This window comes from Actinocatenispora thailandica, from assembly GCF_016865425.1.
In the GTDB taxonomy this organism is placed as follows: domain Bacteria; phylum Actinomycetota; class Actinomycetes; order Mycobacteriales; family Micromonosporaceae; genus Actinocatenispora; species Actinocatenispora thailandica.
Genome location: NZ_AP023355.1, coordinates 763,295 through 784,449, shown reverse-complemented (window position 1 = coordinate 784,449; position 21,155 = coordinate 763,295). Strand labels below are relative to the sequence as shown.

Genomic DNA, 21,155 nt, shown 5'->3' with positions numbered 1-21,155 from the left:
GCGTCCCACCGCCACCGCTCAGCCCTCGCCGAGGAACAGCTCGATCACCGGGATCGCGACGTCCGGCCGCTGCACCGGCAGTTGCAACGTGAGCGTCCCGTCCGGCGTACCGAGGTACTCGTGCCCGGGCTCGGCGTCGTCCAGCACCAGCGGCCGCACCTCGGACGCGTCGTGCAGCAGCTGCGCGTACTCGACCCTGCCGGCGAGTCCGGGCAGCCGCAGGTGCCGCATCGGCCAGGCGAACAGGTGCACGTACAACCTGTTCCCGACCTGGGTGTACCGGCAGTCCGGCGGTGCGGTGAACCCGCTCGGCCCGGCGCCGCGGATGGACCGCTCGTGCCGGCGCAGCCACTCGCCGATGCCGGCCAGCCGCTCGACCGCCCGCGGTTCGAACTCGCCGCGCGCGGTCGGCCCGACGTTGAGCAACAGGTTGCCGCCCTTGGCGACGCCGTCGATCAGCATGCGCAGCAACAGATCGGTCGACTTCCAGTCCAGGTTGTCCCGGTCGTAGCCCCACGATCCGTTCAGCGTCTGGCAGGCCTCCCAGGGCACGCCCGGCGCTCCGGCGGTGGTGACCGCGCTTGCCGGCTGCACCTGCTCGGGGGTGAGCAGGTCGCCGGCGCCCAGGTCGAGCCGGTTGTTGACGATGATGTGCGGCTGCAGCTCGCGCACCATCGCGAGCAGCTGTTCGGAGCGCCACTCGTCGCGTCCCTTGGCGTTGAACCCGCGCCCCGGGTACGAGAAGTCGAACCACAGCACGTCGATCCGGCCGAAGTTCGTGAGCAGCTCGCGTACCTGGCCGTGCAGGTAGTCCGCGTACTTCGACACGTCCCGGTCGGCGTGCGCCGCGATGAAGTCCGCATCGTCAGGCTGCGGGTGGTACAGGTCCACCGGGAACTCCGGATGGTGCCAGTCCAGCAGCGAGTGGTAGAAGCCGATCTTGAAACCGCGGTCCCGGAACGCCGACACCAGCGGGCCGAGCAGATCCTTGCCGTACGGCGTGTTCGTCACCTTGTAGTCGGTGAGCGCCGAGTCCCACAGACAGAAGCCGTCGTGGTGCTTGGTGGTGACCACGATGTAGCGCATCCCCGCCGCCCAGGCCGTCTCCGCCCACTCGGCCGGGTCGTACAGGTCCGGGTCGAAATGATCGAAATAGCGCTGGTACTGCTCGTCGGTGAGCCTCTCCCGCGACTTGACCCATTCGTGCCGGCCGGCCGCGGCGTAGATACCCCAGTGGACGAACAGCCCGAACCGTTCCTGCACCAACCACCGGGTGCGTGCCGCCACGTCGTCGGTCATGGTGTCCTCTTCCTTCGGGTGCACACATCCGATGTTTCCATGCCCGCCCGTGCCGCGCAGCAGCGCGGGGCACGCGCGGTGTCGGGTCCGCCGCAGGCAACCCCGGTCCCGCCATCCGGCGGCTCCGGGGCTGCGTCGCAGCCGTCGCCCGGTCGACCGTGGACCGGGGTTCGGCTACTTCTTGCCCAGCGCCTGCTCGTACTCCTTGCGGATGGTGTCGCCGCCACCGGACCGCCACTTCTTGACCGCGTCGTCGAAGGCGGACAGCGGCTTGCGGCCGGCGATGATCGAGGTGACCGTGTCGGACACGGCCTGGTTCAGCGTCGCACCCTGCTTGCCGTCGGTCGGCGAGTAGAGGGTGTCGACCGGGTTCGCGACCGAACCGGGAATCAGCTTCGCGTACGCGCCGTGCAGGATGTCCACGTAGTCCCGCGAACTCGGGTCGTACACCACCTGGGACGGCGCGGACAGGAACTTCCACGGTACGAGCGTGTCCTGGTTCCCCTTCGCGGTCAGCGACGGGTTGCCCTTCGCGTCCAGCGAGTAGTCGGCCCCCTCGACACCGTAGTTGAGCAGCAGGTACTCCTCGGTCCCGAACGGCGAGGCGAGGAAGTCGCACGCCTTCAGGACCGTGTGCAGTCGCTTCTCGTCGGCCTTGGCGAGCATGATCCAGCCGAAGGCGATGTTGTCCTTCCACGTCACCGGCTTGCCGCCGTCGTGCCCGAACGGCAGGAACGGCTTCGCCTGGTAGCCCTTGTGGGTCTGCGGCAGCGTGCGGAAGTACCCGGTCGGGCCGGCGTACGCGGGGAGCCCGTCGTAGATCATCGCCACCTTGCCGGCGGCGAACGCGTTCTGCATCTGCTGCTTGGTCCACCCCTCGGACCCGGGCACGAAGCAGCCGGCCCGGTGCGCCTTGACGAGGAACTCCAGCGTCGCCTTGTACTCGTCGGTCTCGTAGTTCTTGACGAGCTTCCCGCCGTCGAGCTTCCAGACGTTCGGCGTACCGAAGATGTGGTGGAACGGCGTGGTACCGAAGTTGGTGCTGCCCAGCGCCCACCGGTTCTGCTTCGGTCGGGTCAGCTGCTTGAGCACCCCGAGGAACTCGTCCGCGTTCTTGATCGCGGTGGTGTCGCCGACGCCGACCTGGCCGAACAGCGTCGAGTTGTAGAAGCCCGAACCGCCGACGATGCTCCGCGGAATCGGCAGGAAGTAGAGCTTCCCGGCCTGGGTGCAGGTCTCCCACACCGCCTTCGGGATCATCGCCAGGTGCGGGTACTGCTTGGCCTTGTCACCACCGAGCAGCGGCGTCAGGTCGGCACACGCCGACTCCAGGAACCTTGGCAGGTTGCTGATGCCGGCACCGTCGTACAGCATGATGTCGGGCAGCTTGCCGCCGGCGATCACCGTGTTCAGCTTGGTCTCGTAGTCGGCCGAGGACACCGAGGTGATGTCGACCTGGGCGCCGAGCCGCTTCTCGATCTCCTGCCAGGCCGGGTTCTTCGAGCGCCCCGGCGGCGGCGGACCGAACACGTTGGTGATCGCGCTGATCTTCTCGTTCTTCAGCGGCGGGTTCGGGAACGCCCGCTGCGGCTTCGGGTAGTTGTAGAACGCCGCCGGGACGCCGTCCGCGGTCGCCGCGATGTCCGGCTCCGGCCCCTGGTAGGGAACGCTGGTCGGCAGCTTCACGTCGGCGGCACTGGACACCTTGCTCGTGTCGCCGCCCGAACCACAACCGGCGAGGGTGGACAGGGCGCCGGTACCCAGCGCTCCGGCCAGAACCGCACCGGCGCCGGTACGCAGGAAGCCGCGCCGGCCCATCGCGAGCGACGATTCGTCGATTCCCACGGATCTCTCCTCTAGGTCTTGGGGGTCAGTCAGCCCTTGATGGCGCCGGTGAGGACGCCCTTGGTGAAGTACCGCTGCAGGAACGGGTAGACGAGCAGGATCGGCACCAGACTCACGACCACGACCGCCATCTGGATCGCCTGCGCGGGTGCCGCCGCCTCGCTGGAGGTCACGGTGTCCGACAGCGACTGTCCCTGCAGGACGAACTGACGCAGCACCATGGACAGCGGCCACTTGTCGTCGTTCACGTACAGCATCGCGTTGAAGAAGGCGTTCCAGTAGCCGACCGCGTAGAACAGCGTGACGACGGCGAGGACGCCCTTGGACAGCGGCAGCACGATCCGCGCCAGGATCCGGAAGTCGCCGGCTCCGTCGATGCGCGCCGCCTCGTACAGTTCGGTCGGCAGGTTCATGAAGAACGACCGCAGCACGACCAGGTTGAACGCGCTCACCAGCGTCGGCAACACCAGCGAGGCGTACGTGTCGAGCAGCCCGAGCTGCTTGACCACCAGGAAGTTCGGGATCACGCCGGGGCTGAACAGCATCGTGAACAGCGCCACCAGCAGGAAGAACCGGCCACCGACCACGTTGCGCCGACTCAACCCGTACGCCATGCCGACGGTCGCCGCGACCGAGCATCCGGTACCGACGGCCGTGATGAGAACGCTGCGCAGCAACGCATCCGTCACCACGCCACCCGCGAAGATGATGCGGTAGGCGGCGAGCGTCGGGTGGGTGGGGAACAGCACCAGACCACCGTGCCGGGAGATGTCCGCCTGGGTGGACAGGCTCGTCGCCAGCACCGACACGAACGGGTACAGCACGAGCAGCGAGATGACCACCAGCACGGCGACCTTGGCGCCGGTACCGAGCGCGGACGGCTTCTCCATCCACACCGGGCGTGCCGCACTACTTGCCACCGGAGTACACCCCTCCTGGCCGAACAGGTGCGCGAGCTTGTTCGCGCCGAGGACGAGGCCGAGCCCGACGAACCCCTTCACCAGGCCGACCGCGGCGGAGGGCCCCCACTGGCTGTCGACGATGCCGTGGAAGTAGACGTACGTGTCGAGTACCTCGCCGTGCTCCGGCCCGACACTGTTGCGCTGCAACACGATCTGCTCGAACCCGACCGACAGGATGTTGCCCAGGTTGAGGATCAGCAGCAGCACCACGACCGGCATCAGGCCCGGCAGGGTGATCCGCCACAACCGTTGCCAGCGACCGGCGCCGTCGACCGCCGCCGCCTCGTACAGCTCCTGGTCGATGTTGAGCAGCGCGGCGAGGAAGATGATGGTGCCCCAGCCGCAGTCCTTCCAGATCGACTGGATCGTGACCAGGAACGGGAAGAACCAGGGGGTGGTCATCGCGTCGAACCGGCCCAACCCCAACACGTCCAGCATGTTGGGCAGCGCACCGGTGGCCCCGAGTACCTGCTGGAAGATCGAGACGATGATCACCCAGCCGATGAAGTGCGGCAGGTAGACCACGCTCTGCACGAACCGGCGCACCTTCGTCGACAGTATGCTGTTGAGCAGCAGCGCCAGCCCGATCGGGGCCGGAAAGAAGAACACCAGCTGGAGCGCGGTGATCTCCAGCGTGTTGAGCAGCGCCTGCCAGAACGCCGGATCGGCGAACACCTGGGCGAAGTTCGCCAGCCCGGTGAACGTGGAGTCGACGAAACCGAGGTAGGGCTGGTAGTCCTCGAACGCGACGATGTAGCCGAGCAGCGGCGCGTAGTGGAACACCACGAAGTAGAGGAATCCCGGCGCCAGCAAGAGCAGCATCACCCGGTCCCGCCGGATGCGCTCCCGCAGGGTCAGCTTCCGCCGCGGTACCGCCTTCGCCGCCCGCCGCTGCGCCCGGCGCCGGGCCCGCGCGCTCGTCGCCGTGCCGTCGGCGGACCCGGGCACCGCCAGCTCGGCCGGCGCCCCCGGCACTGCCGGCTCGGCCGGCGCCCCCGGCACTGCCGGCTCGGCCGGCGCCCCCGGCACTGCCGGCTCGGCCGGCGCCCCCGGCACTGCCGGCTCGGCCGGCGCCCCCGGCACTGCCGGCTCGGCCGGCGCCCCCGGCACTGCCGGCTCGGCCGCCGTCACCACATCTCCCGGCCGCCGACCGACGGCCAGCCTCGAAGCCGAACGCCCATACCCGCTCCTCGTCCACCCGCCATTTTGATGGTAAGCGCTTACTGGATGCGCCGAAGTTACGGCGAGCACTCTGGCTTGTCAAGAGCCGTCCACGGCCGAATCAGCCGATCTTTTCCCTGCGTCTACCGGCGACTTGACGTCCGCAGAGCGGCCGACCTAACGTCTGAACTCGATAGTAAGCGATTTCTATAGGAGGACGAGGTGGCGGACACCGGGCGGCGCGGGAAGCTGCGCATTGCCATCGCGATGCGCGACGCGGACCTGAGCGCGCTGTTTGGCCCGACGACCCTCGCCGAGCTGTACGAGCTGGCCACGGTCACCCATCCCGGCGTCCTGCAAAGCCTCGACACCGAGGTCGCGGCGGCGGCGCTGGCCGACGCCGAGGTGCTGCTCACCGGCTGGGGAACGCCGCGGATCGACCACGCCGTTCTCGACCTGGCGCCGAAGCTGCGCGCCGTGGTGCACTCCGCCGGTACGGTCAAGACGTTCCTGACCGACGAGGTGTTCGCCCGCGGCATCCAGGTGTCGTCCGCCGCCGACGCGAACTCGGTGCCGGTCGCCGAGTTCACCTTCGCGGCGATCGTGCTGGGCGCCAAACGATTCGGCCGGTTCGCCCACCAGCTGCACGCCACCCGCGCCAGCCGCCGCACCGAGGGCATGCCGCCCACCGGTACCAACGGGATCACCATCGGGGTGGTCGGCGCGTCCCGGATCGGCCGCCGGGTGCTCCGGCTCGTGCAGCACCTGGACGCGACCGTCCTGGTCTACGACCCGTACCTGCCGCGGGCCGAGGCCGCCGCGCTCGGCGCCCAACCGGTGGAGCTGGACGAGCTGTGCCGGCGCAGCACCGTACTGACGCTGCACGCCCCGGAGGGTCCGACGACCCGGCGGATGCTCGACGCGCGGCGGCTCGCGCTGTTGCCCGACGGCGCGGTCGTGATCAACACCGCCCGGGGTTCGCTGATCGACACCGCGGCGCTCACCGCCGAGCTGGTCACCGGCCGGCTGGACGCGCTGTTGGACGTCACCGACCCGGAGCCGCTGCCGGCCGACTCCCCGCTGTACGAGCTGCCCAACGTGGTGCTGACCCCACACATCGCCGGCGCGCTGGGCAACGAGGTGCGACGGCTCGGCGCGCAGGCGGTCGACGAGCTGAACCGGCTCGCGACCGGCCGCCCGCTGGCCCATCCGGTGCTCGGACCCGACCTGCCGCACATCGCCTGACCGGACGGCTCCCGGCACCCCCGACGGGCGCCGAGACGGCACCTGGCGACGCGTACCCGAAGGATAGTGTGATCTCATGAATCGCCGAGGCTCCACCGGAAACGGCACCACCCGGCGGCGCGCCCGCAGCGGGCCGATCACGATCGAGGACGTCGCGGCCAAGGCCGGTGTCTCCGCGGCGACCGTCTCCCGCACCCTGAACGGCAACTACCCGGTCGCGACGGCGACCCGCAGCAAGGTCGAGCGCGCCGTCCGGGAACTCGGCTACGTGGTCAACGCGCACGCCCGGGCGCTGGCCGGCAACACCACCCGCACCGTCGGCATCGTCGTCAACGACGTGATCGACCCGTTCTTCGCCTACATCGCGCGCGGCGTGGAACGCGAGGCCACCGGCCGGGGCCGGCTCTGTCTGATCGCCGCGACCCAGGGCGACTCGCGGCGCGAACTGGCCCTGGTCGACCTGCTGCACGAGCAGCGCGCCGACGCGGTGGTGCTGGTCGGCGGCGCGTACGACGATCCGACGTTCACCAAGCAGATGACCAAACGCGCCGAGGCGCTCGCCGCGGCGGGCTCGGTGCTGGTGCTGTGCGGCCGCCCGTCGCTCGGCCCGGACGTGCCGACGGTGCAGGTCAGCTACGACAACGAGGGCGGCGCGGCGGCGATCACCGACTACCTGATCGGCGCCGGGCACCGGCGAATCCTCTACCTGGGCGGGCCGACCGCGCTGTCCACCACCGCGGCGCGGCTCGCCGGCCACCGGCGGGCGCTCGCGGCGCGCGGCATCCCGGTCGAGGAGGACCTGATCCAGACCGGCGAGTTCGGCCGCCGGTTCGGCTACCACCGGCTGCGCGAGCTGCTCGCCGCCGGCATCGACGCGACCGCGGTCTTCGCGGCCAACGACATGGTCGCCGCCGGCGCGCTGGAGGCGCTCACCGAGGCCGGCCTGCGGGTACCGGCCGACCTGTCCCTCGTCGGGTACGACGACCTGCCGGTCGCCGCCGAGGTCGCGCCGGGGCTCACCACGGTGCACGTACCGCTGGAGGAGATGGGCCGGGAGGCGATCCGGCTGGCGCTGGCGGAGGAGGACTCCGACACCAACGCCGCGCCGGGCAGCTCGATCATGGTCGGCACGCACATCGTGACCCGTGCCTCGGTCGGCCCGCCGGCCGCCGGCCGGCCGCTCCGCCGGCAGTCCTGAACCGCCGCCACCACCGTCCGTCCGTCCGTCCGGGAGAACGACCAGATGACCGACGCACCGCCGTACCTGACCCTGCCGCCGCTGGCGCGGTCGCTGTCCACCCGCACCGGCTGGGGTCGGCAGCACTGGGAGACGCTCGCCGACCACCTGCTCGACTCGGTCGCGCCGTACGCGACGGCCGGCGGCGGGCAGTTCCGGCTCCCCGGCCGCAACAGCCGGTCGGGGGTGGTCTCCGACGGCCTGGAGGGCTTCGCCCGCACCTTCCTGCTCGCCGCGTTCCGGATCCGCGGCGCCGCGGGACAGGGCGTCGCCGGGCTGATCGAGCGGTACGCGGCGGGCGTCGTCGCGGGCACCACACCGGGACGGGACGACTCCTGGCCGGCCATCGTCGACCGGTCCCAGCAGATGGTGGAGGCCGCGTCGATCGCGCTCGCGCTGCACGAGACCCGGCCCTGGATCTTCGACCGGCTGTCGACCGCCGAGCAGGACAACGTGCGCGGCTGGCTCGGCGGCTTCGTCGGCAAACGCACCTGGGACAACAACTGGATCCTGTTCCAGGTCGTCACCGAGCAATTCCTGTCCACAGTGGATGGACCGCACGACCCGGCCGAGATCGAGCGCGGCCTGGACGCGATCGAACCCTGGTACCGCGGCAACGGCTGGTACTCCGACGGCGCCGGGGCGAACTTCGACTACTACATCGGCTGGGCCATGCACCTGTACCCGCTGCTGTGGACCAGGATGGTCGACGACGACGGTGGCCGCGGCGAGGTGTACCGGCAGCGGCTGCGCGAGTTCCTCGCCGGCTACCAGCACTTCTTCGGCGCCGACGGGGCGCCGGTGCACCAGGGCCGGTCGCTGACGTACCGCTTCGCCTGCGCGGCGCCGCTCTGGCTCGGCGCGCTGTTCGACGCGAGCCCGCTGAGCCCGGGGCAGACCCGGCGGCTCGCCTCGGACGTGGTGCGGCACTTCGTCGAGCGGGGCGCGCCGGACCGGCGCGGCCTGCTCACCCTCGGCTGGTACGAGCCGTTCCTGCCCACCACCCAGTCGTACTCCGGCCCCGGCTCACCGTACTGGGCGAGCAAGGGGTTCCTCGGCCTGCTGCTGCCGCCGGACCATCCGGTGTGGACCGAGCCGGAGCGGTCGGTGCACAACGACACCGCGGACCGGGTGATCGCCCTGCCGGAGCCCGGTTTCCTGCTCTCATCCACCGTGCACGACGGCATCGTGCGACTGCTCAACCACGGCAGCGACCACAACGAGGCGCCGCCGGCACCGGCGCACGACGATCCGCACTACGCCAAGCTCGCGTACAGCACGCACACCGGGCCGGAGGTCGCGGCGACGGCCTGGCACGCCGACGTGGACAACCACCTCGCGCTGCTCGGCCCGGACGGCACCGCGTCCCGGCGGCGGCGGATCGAACGGGTCGCGATCGGGGACCGGTTCGCCGCGTCCCGGCACACCGCGACGGTCGGTGACGTCGAGTACCGGGTGGAGACCGCGACCGTGGTCCGCGGCTGCTGGGAGCTGCGCGCGCACCTGGTTACCGGACCGGCCGGCCCGACGGTACGGGAGGGCGGCTACGCCGTCGCCGACCGGACCCCGCCGGCCACCGCGGTCGGCGACCTGTTCGCCCTGGCGCGTACCGGTGCCGCGGTCAGCTCGGCGCTGGTCGGGCTGGCGGGCTGGACCGGCGCCGGGGTGCACACCGATGTGGAGGCCAACGCGTACGGGCCGTGCTCGGCGACGCCGCTGCTGCGCGGCGCGCATCCGGGCGGCGACGCGGTGTTCGTCGGCCTCACGGTGCTCACCGGTGACGCCGTGCACCCGGAGGCGCTGGCGGCCGGCTTCGCGGTACGGGTGGCCGGCCGCACCGTGCTGGTGCGCTACCCGGACGGGGAGCTGGTGCGCATCGTGCTCGGCGAGTTGCCGGCGGGCGCCCTTCGCTACCAGCGACACGCGACCGACGGCCCGGGCGCGTCGCTACGAGCCTGACCGGAGCGGGGCGCGCGCATCGCGGGCCCGGCATGTCGCCGGCTCGGCGCGGTAACTCAGCGCCGCCGACTCTGCGCCGTGGCTCAGCGCCGCCGCCGCGGCACGGTGGCTCGGCGCCGTGGCTCAGCGCCGCCGGCTCGGCGCGGTGGCTCGGCACCGTGGCTCAGCGCCGCCGACTCGGCGCCGTGGCTCAGCGGCGCCGGCCCGGCGCCGCGCCGTCGTCCGTTCGGTACCGCGTGCCGGGGGTGCCCGCCGCGCCGTCGGCGGCGGTCGGCGCGTCCCGGCCCGGCGCCGCCGGATCGGCCGGTCGCCCGGATGGTTCGTCGGTGGCGGACGACCCGGCGGTGGCCGGTTGGCCGGCGGCTTCCGGTGCGTCCGGCCCACCGGCGGTCTCCGGTGCACCCGGCCCGCCGGTGCGCTCCGGAAGATCGGTGTGCTCCGGACCACCGTCGCGCTCCGGCTCGCCGGCACCCGCCGGCCCACCACCCGCAGGCTCGTCGAGCTGCCTCGACCCCCCGGCACCGGTCGGCCCGCCGTCGGTCACCGAACCGGACCCTGCCGGCTCGTCCGGCGACGCCGGCCCGCCGTCGGGGGCCGGCTCGTCGGTACCGATCGGCCGGCCCGCACCGGCCGGTTCGTCGATGACCGCCGCCTCGGGCGGCGGGTCCGCGTGGTACGACGCGTCGTCGTCCGGCGGGTCGGTGTCGTCCGGCGCGAGCGGCAGGGTGACCCGGAAGGTGGCACCCTGGCCCGGCGCGCTGTCCACGTCGACCCGGCCGTGGTGCGCGGCGACCAGCGAGGCGACGATGGCGAGCCCGAGGCCGGTGCCGCCGGCCTCCCGCGAACGCGCCTTGTCCACCCGGTAGAACCGCTCGAACACCCGGTCCCGCTGTTCCGGCGTGAGACCCGGGCCCTGGTCGCTGACCTCGACGACCGCCGCACCGTCCGCGGTGCGTACCCGGATCTGCACCGGGGTACCGGCCGGGGTGTGCGCCAGCGCGTTGTCGACCAGGTTGCGCAGCACCTGGCGCAGCCGCGGCTCGTCACCGAGCACCACCGGCGGACCGTCGGAACCGGCCCCGACGTGCAGCGACACGTCCCGTTCCGGCGCGATGGCCCGGGCCGACTGCACCGCGTCGGCGGCGATCGCGAGCAGGTCGACCGGCTCGGAGGCGACCGGGCGCTGCTGGTCCAGCCGGGCCAGCATCAGCAGGTCCTCGACCAGCAACCCCATCCGGGACGCCTCGGCCTCGATCCGGCGCATCAGCCGGTTCGCCTCGGCGGAGCGCGACTCGTCCAGCTGCTCGACCGGGCCCGGGGCGGTGTCCATCCGCTGCCGGTACAGCTCGGCGAAGCCGCGGATCGTGGTCAGCGGGGTGCGCAACTCGTGGCTCGCGTCGGCGACGAACCGGCGCATCTTCTCCTCGGAGCGGTGTGCCGCGGCGGCCGAGGCGCGGGCCGCGTCGGCGGCGCGCCGGGCGGCGTCGGCGGACCGGCGGGCGGCGTGCTCGGACCCGGCCTGCGCGGAGAACGCCGCCTCGATCTGGCCGAGCATCGCGTTCAGCGCCCGGCCCAGCCGCCCCAGTTCGGTACGCGGGTCGCGCTCGGGCACCCGTAATCCCAGGTTGCCGGCGGCGATCGCGCCGGCGGTACGTTCGATGTCCCGCAACGGGTGCAGGCTGTAGGTGACCACCGCCGCCCCGACGATCGCGAGCAGCACCAGCACCGCGGCGCCGACGATCACCTCGATCGTGATCAGCCGGCTGATGGTGGCGTTCACCGAGTCCATCGACGCGGAGATGATCAGGTACTGGTTGGAGGCGCCGAGCTTCAGCGGCTGCACCAGCACCCGCCACCGGTGCGCGTCGTCGTTCGACCCGGTACTGAACGGGTGCCCGGCGGCGGCGTCGAGCGCGCTGGTGCTGTGCGGGTAGACGGGGTAGGTGGCCGGGTTCTGGGTCTCGCTGCTGGTCCTGCTGTACAGGGCGCCGTTGTCCTGCCGGGTCTCGAACGTGTACTGCGCGCGTACCTTCATCGGCGACTCGGAGCTGGACGGCACCAGGTCCTGCACGTTGAAGATGATCTTCTGCGAGCCGCCGGTGTTCGGCATCGCGTTGACCTTCTGCTCGATGCGGGTGCGCGTCTGGCGGTACAGCGAGTTGAGCTGGTCGTCCACCCGCGCGGTCAGGTAGCCGCGCAGGAACATCACGCTGGCCGCCCCGATCAGCACCAGCCCGGCGAGCACCAGCACCATCGCCGCCGCGACCATCCGGCTCGCCAGCGGCATCCGGCCCACCGTGGCGCGGGCGAAGCCGACCAGCCCGCGACGCGACCGCGGCGGCGGCATCCTGGTGGGACCGGCGTAACTCACTGGCTTTCCCGCTTTTCCCCCGTGGCCGGCGCGCGGCCGGTCACCACCTCGACGTTCCTGGTCAGCTCGGCATCCGCAGCACGTACCCGACGCCACGCAGGGTGTGGATCAGCCGCGGCTCGCTGGTGTCGACCTTGCGCCGCAGGTACGACACGTACGACTCGACGATCGAGTCGTCGCCCCGGAAGTCGTAGTTCCACACGTGGTCCAGGATCTGCGCCTTGGACAGCACCCGGCCGGCGTTGGTCATGAAGTACCGCAGCAGCTTGAACTCGGTCGGCGACAGCTTGATCAGCTTGCCGCCGCGGTAGACCTCGTGGGTCTCCTCGTCCAGCTCGATGTCGGCGAAGGTGAGCCGCGGTGGGGGCTCGAACTCCCCGCCGGTGCGCCGGAGCACCGCCCGGATCCGGGCGATCACCTCCTCCAGGCTGAACGGCTTGGTCACGTAGTCGTCGCCGCCGAGCGTCAGGCCGCGGACCTTGTCCTCGGTGCCGTCCCGGGCGGTCAGGAACACCACCGGGGTGCGGTCACCGCCGGAGCGCATCCGCCGGGCCACCTCGAACCCGTCCATGTCGGGCAGCATCACGTCCAGCACGACCAGGTCGGGGCGGCGGCGCTGCACCGCCGTGGTGGCCTCCTGGCCCCGGGTCGCGGTGCTCACCTCGAAGCCGGCGTAGCGCAGGCTCGCCGACAGCAGCTCCAGAATGTTCGGATCGTCCTCGACGACGAGCAGGCGCGCCTCGCTCTGCCGACCGCTCGCACCGGCCCGCACCTGTGCAAGATCACTCGGTCCCGCGGATGTTCCTGTGGCCATGGGACCCATCATTACCCAGAAGCGCTGGGCCGCCACTGACGAAAGCCTGTGAGTTGACTGGAAATCGCTGCGGTAACAGCGTGCCGCCGAGCCGGCGATGTGAGACGGTTGGTGCATGACGAGGAATGCGTACCGTCACCAACTGTCCCGTTTGACGTCACATGGCGTACAGGTACGGTGAAGGCGACCTCGCACCCACGGACGGCAACCTCATGACACAGCTGACGATATCTCCCCGTTTCGCTGGCCGGCCCGACAGCGCCAGCCCCGGCTACGTCGCCGGACAGCTCGCCAAGCTCGCGCACAGCGCCAACGGCACGGTCGTGACCATACACACGCCGCCGCCGCTGGCGCGACCGCTCGACATCGACACCGAGTCGTCCCGCACCGGCGACGTCCACCTGTACGACGGGGAGCTGCTCATCGCGAGCGCCCGGCCGGCCGAGCCGTTCGACGCGCTCGTCCCGCCGGTCGGTTTCGAGGTGGCGGAGCTGGCCTCGGCCGGCTACCCGGGCTTCACCGAGCACCCGTACCCGAACTGCTTCGTCTGCGGCCACCAGCGCGACAAGGGCGACGGGCTGCGGCTGTTCCCCGGCCGGCTGGACGACGGCACCGGCCGTACCGCCTGCCCCTGGGTGCCGGACGAGTCCGCCACCGACGCCGACGGGCACGTCCCGGAGGAAATCGTCTGGGCAGCGCTGGACTGCCCCGGCGGCTGGACCGTCGAACACGAACACCAGCCGCAGGTGGTCGGCCGGATCGCGGCCCGGGTGCGCGACGTGCCCAAGCCCGGCGAACGTTGCGTGGTGATGGGCCGTAGTCTGGGCACGGACGGCCACAAGACGTACGTGGCGACGACCATCTACGGTCCGGACGGTGCCATCCTCGGGCAGGCTCTTGCCACCTGGCTCACCCTGCGCGACTGATCCGTCGGTACGATCTGCGCCCGTCCGCAGCAGGTGCTGGCGGGCCGCGACGCCACGACGGAGGTTGACGTGCGGGTACGGATGGCGGGCCCGGGGCGCGCTCCGGGAAGCCGCGTGCCGGGGGTTCTCCGACGCACCGCCCTGGTGCTCGGCCTGGCCGCCGCGCTGGCCGGTACGGTCACCGCCTGCGGTGGGCCGGATCTCGCCATCGACGAGACCACCGCGTCCGCGATCGACGTGCCGGCCCGGGTCGGCCGGCCGGACAAGGTCGCCTGGAGCGTGCCCGCCACCGTCGAGTCCGGTACCGCGCCGCTCGCGGCCGGCGCGGGGCTGATCTACGGCACCTCGTCGACCGCCAACGGGCTGCCCGACCAGGTGGTCGCGATCGACGGGCGCACCGGCAAGCAGCGCTGGCACTACGCCCGCCGGGGCGCCCGGTCGAGTCTGGTCAGGCTCGCCGCGAGCCCGGACGGCAAGCGGCTCGCCGCGTGGTTCGAGCGAGACAGCCAGCAGCTGCTCGTGGTGTTCGACGCGATGACCGGCACGGTGAAGTGGCACCGGTCGCTCGGCTCGCCCGGCGACGGCTACCGCGCGGTCGACCGGATGTGGGCCACCGACAACACGCTGATCACCCACGCGGACCGGATCGCGCACGGGATGTTCCGCATCGACGGGTACGACATCGACTCGGGCAAGCACCTGTGGCACTGGCGGCCGGGACCGGAATCGCACCAGTTCGCGCTGCTCGGCCAGGACCAGACGGCCACCGCCAGCTCGATGCTGCTGCCGGTGCAGCGCAACGACTCCGACTCGCTGTCGGTCGAGCTGGTCGATCTCGACGACCGTACCGGCAAGCCACGGTGGCGGCACGACTTCGTCACCGACGCGCAGCCGATCGGCCCCGGTACCCAGGTGCTCGCCCGGGTCGACGCGTTCGCCCAGGACCCGGACCGGCTGTGGTTCTCCGCCGGGGTGATCGGCGGGCCGCAGTTCGCCGGCGCGGTGTCCGCCGCCGACGGCACCGCGCTGTACAAGCTGCCCACCCCGACGTACGGGCTGCCCGACACCCACCTGGCGGTCGGCTTCACCCCGACCGCGGACGTGTACGCGGCACAGGTCTCCAACGACCGGGTGCTACCGGCGTCCACCCGCGACCCGCGTACCGGCAAGGACACCAGCTGGCCCGACTTCACCGGGCTGAACGCCGCGCTGCTCGGCGACGGTGGCACCGTGCTGGAGGCGCACCGCAGCGGCAAGCGGTACTCGGCCGTCACCTGGTCGTTGCCCGGCCGCAAGCGGCTGGAGTCGGTGTCGATCCCGGGCGAGGTCAACGAGATCATCGCCGCGCCGGGCGCCGTCGTGCTGTACGACTCGGTCGCCCGCCGGCTCACCGGCCTGCGCTGACTCCACGCCGGCCGCTGGCTCACCGGCCTGCGCCGACTCCACGCCCGTGGCTCACCGGCCTGCGCCGACTCCACGCCGGCCGCCAACCCGGCCGGCCGGAAAGTCGTCCGGCGACCCAACCGATCCGGCGCGTCCCACCCTTTTGTCAGTGGGGAGTCGAGGGAGGTTGGATGCGGGCCGATCGGGAACGCGAGTACGTGGCGTACGTCGAGGCGAGCATGGTTCGCCTGCGGCGCACCGCCTACCACCTCAGCGGCAACTGGCACGCCGCCGAGGACCTGGTCCAGGAGACGCTGGCGAAGCTGTACCAGCGGTGGAACCGGCTGCGAGAGATCGAGGCGCTCGACGGCTACGTCCGGAAGATGCTCTACCGCACCTTCCTGTCGCACACGAAACGCGCCTGGTACCGCCGGATCTCGCTGACCGAGCCGCCGGACGCACCGGCACCGGACGGGCGCGCGCCCGATGACCGGCTGGACCTGATGGCGGCGCTCGCCCGGCTGCCCGCGGGGCAACGCGCCGTGGTGACGCTGCGCTATCTGGAGCGGCTCGACGTGAACGAGACCGCCCGAGTCCTCGGTCGCTCCCCGGGCACCGTCAAGAGCCAGACCGCGAACGCGCTGGCGAACCTGCGCACGCTGCTGCCCGGGTACCGGGACGAGCCGCGGCATGCGGAATCGAAGGGATGAGGCATGTCCGATCCACGACTGCAGGAACTGTTCGACGCGCCGCACACCGCCGACGAGCCACCGATGCCGGCGGGCTTCGCCCAGGGCGCGCTGGCCCGGGGACGGCGCCGGGTCCGGCACCGGCGCGCCGTCCGGGCGGTCGCCACCGGCGGGGTGGCGGCGGTCGCCGCGCTCGCCGTCGGCGGTGTCGTGGCGCTCGGCGGCGGGGCGCCCGGCGGGCCCGACCGGCCGCCGGCAGCGGCCGGCACCGGCTCGCCCGCCAAGGCCAGCCGGCCCACCACCGCAACGGCGCTGCTGCACCAGGCGTCGCTGGCCTCCTACGACCGGCAGGTGACGGTCCGCCCGGACCAGTACATCTACGTCTCCACCCTGGGCAAGCACCGGGAGCCGACCGCCGAGGCGGACAACCCCGACCTGCACGGCGACGCCGAGTCGGATCTGCGTGGCGTCGAGACCCAGGTTCGGACCGTTCGGATGAAGACGTGGACGTCGGCCAACGGCCGGCGCGGCTGGGGCTGGAACGACAGCCCGAAGGCCCCCCGGGACGGGTCGAAGTACCGTACCGCGGCCGTCCCGCACCCGACGCTGGACGAGCCGACCTACGAGTACCTGAAGACGCTGCCGACCGATCCGGACGCACTGCTGCGGCGGGTCCGCGCGGCGGCGCAGGCGACCGCCGACCAGAAGCCCGGTCAGCAGAAGCTGGTCGACTACCTGACCTTCGAGGACATCGAGCAGCTGTTGCGGGTGCAGGTGTTGCCGAGCAGGCTGGCCGGCGCGCTGTACACCGACCTCGGCCGGATCGAGGGCGTCACGCTGGTACCCGACATCGCCGACGCGGCGGGACGGCACGGTGTCGGCGTCGCGATGAGCGATCCGCTCAGCCACATCAGGACGACGATCATCCTGAACAAGAAGAGCTACGAGTACCTGGGTGACCGGCGAGACGACCGCGACGGGCGGTTCCTGGACTGGACCGCCGTGCTGGACACCAGGGTCGTGAACAGCGTCGACTGACGCTGGACACCAGGGTCGTGGACAGCGTCGACTGACGCCGAGGAGTCGGGGTGGGGCCGTCCGGCTGGGCGGCCCCACCCCGGCCGGACCCGCGCCCGCTCCCCCGGCGCGGGTCCGGCCCGGGGTGCCGCCCGAAGTTGGGGATTGCGCCGCCGATGTGGTATTCACCTGCCGTGACGATCGGAACGGTGGGACCTGCTCGCAACGAACCCGACCGGCTCCGGTCGCTACAGGACGAAGCCGAACAGCTACTCACGGATCATCGTGCCGACGAGGCGTCGGTACCGTTGCGCGAGCTCGCGGGGCGGCAGCCCGGCGACGCCCGTACCTGGCTGCGGCTGGCCGCGGCGCTGCTCGCAGGCAACGGCGGCGCGGCGGCCGACGCGGAGGCCCGCGACGCCGCCGAGCGGGCCGTGGCGCTCGACCCGTCCAGCGCGATCGGGTACCGGATGCTGTCCGAGGCGGCGCTGCGGATGGGCGACCGGGACGCGGCGCTCGACACGATGCGGGCGGCGGTGTCCGCCGCGCCGGACAGCTGGGTCACCCACCTCGACCTGGCCGCCGCGCTGATCGAACGGCCCGGCGGTGGCAGGGAGGCGTGGCAGCTGGCCAAGCGCGCCGCGTCGATCGCGCCGGAACGGGCCGAACCGCACGTCCTGCTCGGCGACCTCGCCCTGCGGGCCGGCGACATGGACAAGGCCGCCGCCGGGTACGCCGACGCGCTCGACCGGGCGCCCGGCGACGTGATGGTCACCCGCAAGCTCGCCGAACTGCACCACCGGTTGGACGGCGGGCCGGCCGCGGCGCTGCGCTCCGGGGCGCCCGCACCCGACCCGGCGATGGCACCGAGCGACCCGTGGGCGCAGTCCGCCACCCCGGACGCCTTCCCGGCCTCGGAGGCGTGGCCCGCGGACACCGCAATGCAGCAGTCCGGCACCGCGCACGCTGCCGGCGCGACCCCGCCCCGCGGCGCGCCCGAACCGGACGAAACCACCGGTCGCCGCCCCGTCCGGGTCCTCGCCAACTGCGTCTCCGTCCTGTCCATCCTGGCCGCGGCGGTGGCCGGGATGCTGCTCGCGCTGGCGCCCGCGCCGCTGACCGGCTGGTACCGGGTGGTCGCCGGAGTGGCCGGTGCCGCCCTGGTCGTGGTGGCCGTCCTGCTGCTCGCCGGCAGCGCGCCCGGCTGGCGGCAGACCGCGGGCGGCACCCGGTTCGCGCTGGTCGTCGGTACCGGGTGCGCCGTGCTCGCGGCGCTGTCGGCACCGCTCGACGCGCTCGCCGGTTCGTCCCCGGCGCTCATCGGTACGGCCGGCGTCGGGGTGTTCGGCTGCCTGGTCGCGCACCTGGTCGCCCGCGCCGTGGTCCGCGAGGAACGGCGGCGTGCCCGCCCCACCGGCCGGCACAACCGCGCCGGCTGACACCCACCGCCGCCGGCCCCGCGCGCTGGCTGGCCGTCAGGCGGGGTCCACGCCGACCGAGCTGGCCGGTGCGCCGGGCCGGTTGCGCCGCGGGCCGAGCGGGCTGCGCGGCGACCCGCGACGTGGTACGCAGTCGGCATGGCGGATGTGATCGTGGTCGGTGCCGGCCACAACGGGCTGGTCGCGGCGACCCTGCTGGCCCGCGCCGGCCTCGCGGTGCAGGTGCTGGAACGGGCCGAGGTCGTCGGCGGGGCCTGCCGCACCGAGGCCCCGTTCGGCAGGACCCCCGGGGTCCGGGTCTCCTCCGGGGCGTACCTGCTGGGGCTGATGCCGCCGGAGCTGATCGCCACGCTCGGCGTCGAGCTGCCGCTGGTGCGGCGCGATCCGCACTACTTCCTGCCCGCGCGGGACGGGCGGTACCTGCTGCTCGGCGGCGACCGGGCCGACGCCCGCCGGCAGTTCGCGGAGTTCTTCACCGAGGCGGACGCGCGGGCCGACGAGGCGCTGCGGGCGGAGCTGTCCGCGCTGGCGAACGACCTGGCGCCGGCCTGGCTGGCCGAGCCGCTGCCGGTGGAGCAGACCGCCGAGCGCCACATCCGCCCGGAGCTGCGGGACACGTTCGTCGAACTGGTCCGCGGGTCGGCGATCGACTACCTGTCCCGGTTCGGGTTCGCCTCCGAGCAGGTCGTCGCGATGTACGCGATCACCGACGGGATGCCGGGGCTGACCGGCTCACCGTGGACCCCCGGCAGCGGCCACAACATGCTGGTGCACAACATGTGCCGGCTGCCCGGCGCGGACGGCACCTGGATGGTGGTCCGCGGCGGCATGGGCACCGTCACCCAGACCCTCGCGCGGGCCGCGACCGCGGCCGGCGCCACCATCCGTACCGGGGTGACCGTCGACGAGATCACCACCACCGGTGGCGCCGTCACCGGCGTGCGTGCCGGCGAGGAGGAGTACGCGGCGAGCGCGGTGCTGGTGGCGACCGACCCGTACCGGCTGCCGGCGCTGCTCGGCGCGGCCTGCCCGCCGGCGCTGCGGGAGCGGGTCGACGGCTACGCCCGCCGGTCCGGCGGCCAGACCATGAAGGTCAACCTGGCGCTGTCCGACCTGCCGCGGTTCGCCGCGCTGCCGCAGCCGCGCGGCCAGCACGGCACCACCGTGCACCTGCTGCCCGAACCGGCGGCGGACGGCTCGGTGCTCACCGCGGTACGGGCCGGGTTCGACGCCGCCGCCGCCGGCCGGCTCGATCCGCTGCCGCCGGTCGAGTGGTACCTGCACTCCACCCTCGACCCGTCGCTCGGCGACGACGCGGGCCGGCACTCCTCGGCCCTGTTCGTCCAGGGGGTGCCGCACACTCCGGCCGGCTCCGACTGGGCCACCGAGAAGGCCGGCTACGTGCGCCGGCTGCTGGAGTTCGTGGACGGCTACGCGCCGGGCGTCGGCGAGCTGGTCGACGACGTGTACGCGCTGGCCCCGCCGGACATCGAGGCGCACTTCGGGATCACCAACGGGAACATCTTCCACGTCGACAACGCGATCAGCTTCACCGACCGGATGCCGTACCGCACCGGGGTGGACGGTGTGTACGCCGGTGCCGCCGGTTGCTTCCCGGCCGGCTCGGTGATCGGCTGCGCCGGCCACAACGCCAGCCAGGCACTACTCGCCGACCTGCGCTGACGGCCGCCGCGACCGCGCCCACCGACCCGGCACCTCGGCGGCACCGAAATCGGATGCGGTCGCTGGGCCGCCGCCGGTAACATGCCGCGCATGGGAGCCTGTTCCACGCGGCTGCGCCAGCACTGAGCGCGGCCTGACCCGAACCCCGGCCCGGGCGCCGGTCCGCACCGCGGACCCGTGCCGGCCGGCGAGCCGTTTCGCCGCGCTCGACAGCGGTTGTCGATCGACACCGTCCCGTGCGTGGCCGTGCGTGGTTCCCTTTCCTGACACCGTCGGCTGCCTGCCGCTGCGGCACGCCCGGGACCCTGATCCCGGGAGTACCCGCATGCGTGTACCTGCAGTCAACCCGTCCGGCGTGCACTTCCTGCGCGACCGGACCGTCATCGCCGGCCTGCTGCGGTCGGCCCGGCCGGACGCCGGTGATCTCGTCCTCGAACTCGGGGCCGGCCCCGGCGTGCTGACCGCGGCGCTGGCCGGTACCGGCGCGCGGGTGGTGGCGGTGGAGCGGGACGCGGCGTTCGCGGCGCGGCTGCGGCGCCGGTTCGCGCACCGACCGGTCACCGTCGTCCAGGACGACCTGCGCCGGGTCCGGCTGCCGCGGCGCCCGTTCGCGGTGGTGGCGAACCTGCCGTTCGCCACCGGTACGGCGACGCTGCGCCGGCTGCTCGGCGACCCCGGCTTGCGGCTGCGCGGCGCCGACCTGCTGGTCGAGTGGGGGTTCGCCCGCCGGCTGACCCGGCCGGTACCGCGGGACGCGGAGACCGCCGGCTGGGCCGCCCGGTACCAGCTGCGCATCGCCCGGCGGGTGCCGCCCGCCGCGTTCTCGCCGGCACCCCGGGTGGCTGCCGCGCACCTGGTGGTCCGGCCGCGCGAGCTGGACCGGCGGACGCTGCCGGTGCTGCGCGCACTGCTGGCCGACGCGTACCGCCGGCCGGCCGCACCGCTGACCGCGGTGCTGGCCGCGCACGTGCCGGGTGGCCGGGCGCACCGGCTGGCCCGCAGTACCGGGATCGCGCCGCCGGTGCTGGCCGGTGCGGTACCCGCCGCGGCGTGGGCGGAGCTGGCCGCGGCGGTGGTTGTCGCCGAACCCGCCGCGCGCGCCCGGTCCATCTCCTAGTGTCGCTT

14 protein-coding genes and 1 pseudogene are annotated in these 21,155 nt (G+C 72.9%); 10 read left to right on the top strand and 5 right to left on the bottom strand.

The annotated features are described in order from the left end of the window. Positions 1 to 18 precede the first annotated feature (18 nt). The 3 genes from Athai_RS03560 to Athai_RS33830 form a co-directional block, all read right to left on the bottom strand. Entirely contained in the window at positions 19 to 1,299 is a 1,281-nt protein-coding gene (locus tag Athai_RS03560) for an alpha-L-fucosidase (protein ID WP_203960139.1), read from the bottom strand. A gap of 174 nt (positions 1,300 to 1,473) precedes the next feature. Beyond that, positions 1,474 to 3,144 (bottom strand): extracellular solute-binding protein, encoded by a 1,671-nt coding sequence (locus Athai_RS03555; RefSeq protein ID WP_203960138.1) that lies wholly within the window; start codon positions 3,142 to 3,144, stop codon positions 1,474 to 1,476. 29 nt (positions 3,145 to 3,173) lie between these two features. Beyond that, positions 3,174 to 5,081 carry an ABC transporter permease subunit gene (locus tag Athai_RS33830; RefSeq protein ID WP_239156694.1) on the bottom strand — a complete coding sequence of 636 codons (1,908 nt, stop codon included), beginning with the start codon at positions 5,079 to 5,081 and terminating at the stop codon, positions 3,174 to 3,176. Between the two features lie 408 nt (positions 5,082 to 5,489). Between Athai_RS33830 and Athai_RS03535 the strand changes: the two genes are divergently transcribed. From Athai_RS03535 to Athai_RS03525, 3 genes are all read left to right on the top strand, one after another. Next, positions 5,490 to 6,512 (top strand): hydroxyacid dehydrogenase, encoded by a 1,023-nt coding sequence (locus Athai_RS03535; protein ID WP_239156693.1) that lies wholly within the window; start codon positions 5,490 to 5,492, stop codon positions 6,510 to 6,512. Between the two features lie 76 nt (positions 6,513 to 6,588). Further along, positions 6,589 to 7,710 (top strand): LacI family DNA-binding transcriptional regulator, encoded by a 1,122-nt coding sequence (locus tag Athai_RS03530; RefSeq protein WP_203960136.1) that lies wholly within the window; start codon positions 6,589 to 6,591, stop codon positions 7,708 to 7,710. A gap of 45 nt (positions 7,711 to 7,755) precedes the next feature. Beyond that, entirely contained in the window at positions 7,756 to 9,708 is a 1,953-nt protein-coding gene (locus tag Athai_RS03525; RefSeq protein WP_203960135.1) for a DUF2264 domain-containing protein, read from the top strand. Between the two features lie 709 nt (positions 9,709 to 10,417). On the opposite strand, the pseudogene Athai_RS03520 reads toward Athai_RS03525, so the two are convergent. Then, positions 10,418 to 12,055: pseudogene (locus Athai_RS03520) on the bottom strand (sensor histidine kinase); the annotation flags it as partial. Positions 12,056 to 12,140: 85 nt separating this feature from the next. Further along, positions 12,141 to 12,905 (bottom strand): response regulator transcription factor, encoded by a 765-nt coding sequence (locus Athai_RS03515; protein WP_203960134.1) that lies wholly within the window; start codon positions 12,903 to 12,905, stop codon positions 12,141 to 12,143. 200 nt (positions 12,906 to 13,105) lie between these two features. Here Athai_RS03515 and Athai_RS03510 point away from each other — a divergent pair, with 200 nt between their 5' ends. From Athai_RS03510 to Athai_RS03480, 7 genes are all read left to right on the top strand, one after another. Further along, on the top strand, positions 13,106 to 13,819 hold the full coding sequence (locus tag Athai_RS03510; RefSeq protein WP_239156692.1) for a hypothetical protein: 714 nt from the start codon (positions 13,106 to 13,108) through the stop codon (positions 13,817 to 13,819). A 114-nt stretch (positions 13,820 to 13,933) separates the two neighbouring features. After that, the gene (locus tag Athai_RS03505) at positions 13,934 to 15,223 is read left to right on the top strand and encodes an outer membrane protein assembly factor BamB family protein (protein WP_203960133.1); all 1,290 of its coding nucleotides are present in this window, start codon (positions 13,934 to 13,936) and stop codon (positions 15,221 to 15,223) included. Between the two features lie 170 nt (positions 15,224 to 15,393). Next, the gene (locus Athai_RS03500) at positions 15,394 to 15,912 is read left to right on the top strand and encodes a SigE family RNA polymerase sigma factor (RefSeq protein ID WP_203960132.1); all 519 of its coding nucleotides are present in this window, start codon (positions 15,394 to 15,396) and stop codon (positions 15,910 to 15,912) included. Between the two features lie 3 nt (positions 15,913 to 15,915). Then, positions 15,916 to 16,929, top strand: coding sequence for a CU044_5270 family protein (locus tag Athai_RS03495; protein WP_203960131.1), 1,014 nt, complete (start codon positions 15,916 to 15,918; stop codon positions 16,927 to 16,929). 188 nt (positions 16,930 to 17,117) lie between these two features. Beyond that, positions 17,118 to 18,347, top strand: coding sequence for a tetratricopeptide repeat protein (locus Athai_RS03490; protein WP_203960130.1), 1,230 nt, complete (start codon positions 17,118 to 17,120; stop codon positions 18,345 to 18,347). Positions 18,348 to 18,485: 138 nt separating this feature from the next. Next, positions 18,486 to 20,030 carry a phytoene desaturase family protein gene (locus Athai_RS03485; protein WP_203960129.1) on the top strand — a complete coding sequence of 515 codons (1,545 nt, stop codon included), beginning with the start codon at positions 18,486 to 18,488 and terminating at the stop codon, positions 20,028 to 20,030. Between the two features lie 325 nt (positions 20,031 to 20,355). Beyond that, on the top strand, positions 20,356 to 21,147 hold the full coding sequence (locus Athai_RS03480) for an rRNA adenine N-6-methyltransferase family protein (RefSeq protein WP_203960128.1): 792 nt from the start codon (positions 20,356 to 20,358) through the stop codon (positions 21,145 to 21,147). Positions 21,148 to 21,155 lie beyond the last annotated feature (8 nt).